Here is a 6078-nt window from a genome sequence, read left to right on the forward strand (position 1 = left end):
TTTGGTTGGATCCCCCTTTGATGCGATCGCTGATTCCCTGGGCGATCCTCCTGGTGGCGGTGGCACTGAAGGTCTGGCGCTTTACGCGCCTGGTGCGGCAGCATCTGCCGCCCAAGCCAGCCGACCTGGAGTACGTCAGGGCGTCGCTGGAGCGGAGCTGGCAGAGGGATCAGCAGCAAGCGTGAGGGAGCGTGTGAGCCGCTTCCGCGCCGACACGCTCACGTTGCCGTTACAGAAGTTCATAGAATGGCGCCGGTCATCGAGCGGGTCCTGGACGGGTCCGCTTTTTTTTGGCCTGCCGGCGACCCTACCGGTTGATCGCCTTCCAGATCCACCAGGCGGCAACGGCCACCAGCACCCAGGGCAACAGGGCTCTGAACAGCAGCAGCACCACCAGCACCACCAGGGCGGAGACCGCGGTTCGTTTGGTGAGCGCCTTGGCCTCATCGGTCATGTAACGCCAGCGAGGAACGAGCGGCATCGGCAGGGCCTCTGAAGGCGGAGGGGCAAACCGGGTGATTCTGGGGGGCAAGCTGCTCCGCGGGTTGATGCCCCCTGACCCAGGAAGCAGGCTTGGCTGCTCATGGGATCGGTGAAGACCACCGACGGCTTGCCGGTGTTCCGTCGTGACCCCAGGATCACCCGCTCTTCCCCGGATCTGGTCACGGCGCTGCAGCTGGAGCAGGAGGCGCTGCTGCAGGAGGACCGCAGACGTGCCGGCTTGTCTGCTTGACGTGAATGCGGTGCCGCGGGCCAAGAACCGCGAGGCATGGATGGCGCTGTGAGAGTTTCATGGCTCTGCCCCAGGTGGATCTGGCCGCCTTCGCCATAGCCGGGGGCTATCGATTGATCAGCCTGGATCAGGATTTCAGACAGTTCAGCGCCGCTGGCCTGACCCTGGAGCTCCTCCCTGAGCGACAGCCCGGTCGCCAGCGGCGGCGCGCAGGGTCTGGCCCCGGGTCTCGTTCACGGCATGGAACTGGTGATAGCCCGATAGCTTCTGGATCAGGCGGCCGTCGCAGGCGATCAGCGGGCGTTGGTGGTGAACAGGGCCGGGATCTGGGCCTGGTCGCTGCCGAGCTGCTGGGGTGAGGCCGCCTCCGCCAATCGGGCCACGGCCTCGGCGATCGTCTCCGGGGTCACCCTGCCCGCGGGGGTGATCAATGGCTTGAGGCTCGGAGCGGCAAGGGGAGCTGCCCGTGGTGCGCCTCAGTAATAGCGCTGCGGGTTCTGGCGGATGGCCAGTTGCACCTCCAGCAGGAAGAACACCAGGCCCAGGATCAGGAACAGCATCGCCAGTACGAACACCGGCACCACGATCACCGCCAGATCGAGGGCCGCCACCGCGCTGATGAACAGCACGGCCACCACACCGGCCACCAGGAGTGCCGTGATGCCGGTGCAGAGAATGGCGCGGTTGATCAGAAAGGTGCGGCGGCGCTGCACCTTCAACGCACGCTCCAGCGAGTCGGACTGGGAAGGATCCACCCGATCCTGCGCGTCCTGAAGAACACGGACGCGATCGATGATGCGCGACAGCCGGCCGGTGAAGATGTTGAGCAGGCCCGAGATGCCGGTGAGCAGGAACACCGGGGCCACCGACAACTGAATGGCACGGGCCAGGCCGGCGACGGAAGCGTTCGGATCCACCGCTCACCACCGGCAATCCCCGTAGTGTCCCACGCCCGAACCGGCTCCGGTAGGCGGCGTCTGCCGCGCAGCTGGGTGCCCGCCTGGGTTCCTGCTGATCCCCATTAGGGTCCGCCCAATCGCTGCCGACCGTGATGGGCCTGCTGGTGGATGGGGTCTGGACGGATCAGTGGTACGACACCAGCAGCACCGGCGGGCGGTTCGAGCGCTCCCGGGCTGCCTTCCGCAACTGGATCACGGCGGACGGCTCGCCCGGCCCGAGCGGGGTGGGCGGCTTTGCGGCGGAACCCGGTCGCTATCACCTCTACGTGTCGCTGGCCTGTCCGTGGGCTCACCGCACGCTGATCTTCCGGGCCCTCAAGGGCCTGGAGGAGCTGATCGGGGTGTCGGTGGTGCACTGGTTCATGGGGGAGCAGGGCTGGACCTTCCGCGAGGGAGAGGGGGTGGTGCCGGACCCCAACGAGGGGGTGGCGGTGCTGCACGAGCTCTACACCCGCGCCGATCCCCGTTACTCCGGCCGCGTCACGGTGCCGGTGCTGTGGGACAGGGAACGGCGCACGATCGTGAGCAATGAATCCTCGGAGATCATCCGGATGTTCAACAGCGCCTTCGATCACCTCGGCGCCAGGGAGGGCGACTTCTATCCGCCGCCGCTGCGCGAGGAGATCGAGGGGCTGAATGAGCGGATCTACCGCACGGTGAACAACGGCGTGTACCGCTGCGGGTTCGCCACCAGCCAGCCGGCCTACGAGGAGGCGCTGGGTCCGCTGTTCACCACCCTCGATGCCCTGGAGGAGCGGCTGGCCAGCCGGCGCTATCTCATGGGTTCAGCGCTCACCGAGGCGGACTGGCGCCTGTTCACCACCCTGCTGCGCTTTGATCCGGTGTATGTGGGGCATTTCAAGTGCAACCTCCGGCGCCTGGTCGATTATCCCCATCTCTTTGCCTACACCCGTGATCTCTTTCAGGTGCCCGGTGTGGCGCACACGGTGAATTTCGATCATATCAAGCGGCATTACTACGAGAGCCACGCCACCATCAACCCCACCGGGGTGGTGCCGGTGGGTCCGGAGATCGACTTCTTTGCTCCCCATGGCCGAGAGAAACTGCGTGGTTGATTCCTGTGGGGATCAGAGGCGGTCTGCGCCGGTGGATGTGATCAACTGATCAATCGGTTCGGTCTCATCGAAGCGGCTGAAATCCAGGCAGATGCTGTCCGGTCCCTCCATCCGCACCATGTCGCGGAAGCGCTCGCCGAAGCGCAGGTCGCCGGCGCCGTAGCTGCAGCGGAAGTGCACCGGTGCCAGCAGGATCTCGTCGATCCCCTGGAAGGCCACCACGATTTCACCGTGGTGACGCTCCAGATCCTCCCGGCTCAGGCCGTGGAGGGGACTGTTTGCGTCGATGCGGTGCATCACCGTCCACATCAGCTGCAGGGTGATCGACTGGTCGCGCACCAACGGCAAAGGCACGATGCGGCGCATGGTGCGGCCGTCGGCGGAGACCTCGTCGATGGCCAGCGAGGCCTGGATGCGGCCGTCCACCAGGCTGTTCTGGCGCACGCTGGCCACGCGGAAGGTAAGGGTGGGGCAGCCCTGCCAGGGTTCGATCGTGGCCAGACGGCTGAACAGCAGCCGTGCCCGGCTGCGGGAGAAGCGGGCGAAGGCCAGGCCGGTGGTGACGGCGATGAACAACAGCCCCACGAAGGCTTCCACCGTTACCACCAGGTTGACCCAGAGGCTGGTGGGGTGGAGCAGGCCGTAGCCGATGGTGCTGAGCGTCTGCACGCTGAAGAAGAAGGCATCCAGCAGCGTCACCCTCTGCCCCATCGGCGTGCCGCCGATGCCGCCCAGATCCAGGCCATAGAGCAGGGTGAAGCCCAGATTCAGGAGCAGGAAGCTGGCGGCGATCACCAGCAGAAAACCCGGCCAGGGGATCGCCAGCATGAAGCGGTAGGGCTCCCGCCAGTGCCGATGCCAGCGCTGGAAGTGCTCTGCCTGGATCACCCCGCCCTGCCGTTGCAGCCGCACCGAGCGGATCTGCCGGCGGCGTTCTGATGGATGGCGCATCAGGGCTCCAGTCGTGATTCCAGTCTTGCCTTCAGGCTCGGCAGTTCGTTGAGGATCGCATCCCAGAGAACCACGTGATCCACGCTGTCGTAGTCATGAATGATGCGGTTGCGGGTGCTCGTGATTCTTGGTAGTTCAGGCACCAGTTCCATGACAGCTGGATCTGCTGCATGGGCCGCCATCAGTGCCGCTGCCATGACTTCGAACTTTCTCTCAACGCCAGCCTGAACCAACTCGTTATCCCGAAAAGTCGCGAGCGACTGACCGGAGGTGAAGGTGTCAATGGCCCGGATCGCCTGCAGAGCATCGACGAGTCATTTCAGTGCCTTGTGCTGCATCTGATCAAGACGGTTTGCATTGGCTATCACGCTATCAGCAAAACAGACCTCTTCATAGACCTCTCCCTTCAATCGCGTTCATCCGTAGCACGGCTCCTGCAGGTTGGCCGCAATCGCCGCATCATGAGCCCAAGCCCGCGTAGACACTCGCATCCCGCTCGGGATAGCTCACATAGAAGTGCTCGAAGATCGCGTTGCACTTCTGTTGATAGAGCTCGGGTGTGTAGGCCCGCGGGAGGCCCAGGTCGAGCGCATCTTCGATCGCCAGTTTCAGCTGGGCGCGGGACGCCGCCTTGGCGCGCCAGTTCAGCACCAGCAGGGCTTTCACCTTCTCCAGCAGCTCCCGGGCTACGGCTTTCACCTTGCTGCGCTCGGCATCGGTGAGATCCGGGGCAGGCTTGAGCGGGATGTCGAAGAGGGTGAGCTCTTCTTCGCTCAGGTTTTCGCGGATGTGGCGCTGCTGTTCGCTGCTGAGGCTGGCGGAGAGCTCCAGCAGGGCCTTGAACAGCTGCTCCACATTGAGACTGCCGGCGTTGTAGGCGGCGATGAGCTGCTCGAACTTCTCCAGGAAATCGGTGCGGGTGGGATTGAGCTGCACCAGACGGTTCAGCCGGGCCGCGAGCTGGGCCTTGAGGGTTTCGAGATCGATGTTCTTGCGCTTGGAGTTCTTGAACTTCTCGGCCAGGGCCTGGAAATCGATCCGGGAGAGATCCATCGGCGGCAGGTTGCGCTCCTGAATGGCCACGCCGGTGATCGAGGCATCGAGCAGCTGGCTGATCCCGGCCATCACCTCACTGAGATCGGCGGGCCCCTCGGGATGGAGCTGCTGGTGAATCTCTGCCGCGAGCAGGGCCAGCAGGGCCTCAATGCCGGTGAATTCCACGGCCGCCCGATCGGGCTTGAGGGCGGTGGTGAGCGTGTGCACCAGGCGCTGGGCAGCGAGGAAGTCGTTGCGCACGCCATCGGGTGAGATCAGGCCATTCACGGCATCGGCGATCGCCGCGATCCGCTCCATGCCGCCGGCTGCCAGGCCCTCGATCCGCGCCAGATCCACCTGCTGGCTGAGGCAGAAGCGGCGCGCCTCGGCGATGGCCTGGCGCAGCTCACCGATCAGCACGTCGTTGCCCTCCACGGGGGAGTGGCCGGAACGGCCGACGCCGTAGAGGGAGAGGGCCTTCTCCAGCGAGGCGAACACATTGGCGTAGTCCACGATCTGGCCGCTGTGCTTGCCGGGGAACACGCGGTTGGCCCGGGCGATGGTCTGCATCAGGGTGTGGTTGCGCATCGGCTTGTCGAGGTAGAGCGTGGAGCAGCTCGGCGCATCGAAGCCGGTGAGCCACATGGCGCACACGAACACCAGCCCCAGCGGATCGTCTGGCTTCTTGAAGCGCTCCTCGAGGCTGGGGTTCGACTCCACCAGGCGCTTGCGGTGGGGGGTGATGTCGAGCCCCAGGGCGGCCATCTCGGCCTGCTCGTTCTGCGCGGCGCACCTTGTCGAACAGGCGCATCGAGGTGAGTGCCTTAACCGTGCCTGATCAGAAGCCGGCACGGCTTCTCTGCTGAGAGAAGAACCCTTGCACCCGTCTTCTGCATCTGAATGTTGGACAGCCAATCGCCAGTAAGCCGGTCGAGCTGAGAACCAGCCATCACCGCTACGCCTCCTCCAGCGCTCCGGCCTGCACCCGCTGCTCCAGGTCGCCCAGCACGTCCTCGATCTGGGCCAGGGCGGAGCGAAGGTCGTCGGCAATCTCCTGGGCCAGCACATGCGGCTCGGGGAGGTTGGCGGAGTCCTCCAGGCTCTCGTCGCGGAGCCAGAAGAGATCGAGGCTGAGCTTGTCGCGAGCGAGGATCTCCTCGTAGCTGTAGGGGCGCCAGCGGCCTTCTGGAGTGGCTTTGGGGTTCCCCCGATTTCGTGGACAGGCCTCAGGGGTTCACAAGGGTGAGTGTACGGGCAGCGACGAACTGCTGCTCGTAGTCGATTGGGCTGAGGTAACCGATCGTTGAATGGCGCCGTTCGCGGT

8 protein-coding genes are annotated in these 6078 nt (G+C 65.0%); 3 read left to right on the forward strand and 5 right to left on the reverse strand.

What is annotated here, in order from left to right:
- Window positions 1–20: 20 nt before the first annotated feature.
- Window positions 21–185, forward strand: coding sequence for a hypothetical protein (locus KBY90_RS07855; RefSeq protein WP_254967982.1), 165 nt, complete (start codon window positions 21–23; stop codon window positions 183–185).
- A 122-nt stretch (window positions 186–307) separates the two neighbouring features.
- Here the strand turns inward: KBY90_RS07855 and KBY90_RS07860 are convergent, their stop codons facing one another.
- A complete protein-coding gene (locus KBY90_RS07860; RefSeq protein ID WP_254967983.1) occupies window positions 308–481 on the reverse strand; it encodes a hypothetical protein in 174 nt (57 codons plus the stop codon).
- Window positions 482–592: 111 nt separating this feature from the next.
- Here KBY90_RS07860 and KBY90_RS07865 point away from each other — a divergent pair, with 111 nt between their 5' ends.
- Complete coding sequence (locus KBY90_RS07865) at window positions 593–733, forward strand: hypothetical protein (RefSeq protein WP_254967984.1); 141 nt, start codon at window positions 593–595, stop codon at window positions 731–733.
- Between the two features lie 476 nt (window positions 734–1209).
- Here KBY90_RS07865 and KBY90_RS07870 read toward each other — a convergent pair whose 3' ends face one another.
- Entirely contained in the window at window positions 1210–1650 is a 441-nt protein-coding gene (locus tag KBY90_RS07870) for a DUF2721 domain-containing protein (RefSeq protein ID WP_254967985.1), read from the reverse strand.
- Window positions 1651–1784: 134 nt separating this feature from the next.
- Between KBY90_RS07870 and KBY90_RS07875 the strand changes: the two genes are divergently transcribed.
- Window positions 1785–2768 (forward strand): glutathione S-transferase family protein, encoded by a 984-nt coding sequence (locus tag KBY90_RS07875; protein WP_254967986.1) that lies wholly within the window; start codon window positions 1785–1787, stop codon window positions 2766–2768.
- A gap of 12 nt (window positions 2769–2780) precedes the next feature.
- Here the strand turns inward: KBY90_RS07875 and KBY90_RS07880 are convergent, their stop codons facing one another.
- From KBY90_RS07880 to KBY90_RS07890, 3 genes are all read right to left on the reverse strand, one after another.
- A complete protein-coding gene (locus tag KBY90_RS07880) occupies window positions 2781–3719 on the reverse strand; it encodes an ion channel (protein WP_254967987.1) in 939 nt (312 codons plus the stop codon).
- Entirely contained in the window at window positions 3719–4021 is a 303-nt protein-coding gene (locus KBY90_RS07885) for a DUF86 domain-containing protein (protein ID WP_261353173.1), read from the reverse strand. Before KBY90_RS07885 ends, KBY90_RS07880 begins: the two co-directional genes overlap by 1 nt.
- Window positions 4022–4178: 157 nt before the next feature.
- Window positions 4179–5519: a type I restriction enzyme endonuclease domain-containing protein gene (locus KBY90_RS07890; protein ID WP_254967988.1), complete on the reverse strand. Its 1341-nt coding sequence runs from the start codon at window positions 5517–5519 to the stop codon at window positions 4179–4181.
- Window positions 5520–6078 lie beyond the last annotated feature (559 nt).

The sequence above is a fragment of the Cyanobium sp. CH-040 genome (assembly GCF_024346135.1).
Classification (GTDB): Bacteria; Cyanobacteriota; Cyanobacteriia; order PCC-6307; family Cyanobiaceae; genus NIES-981.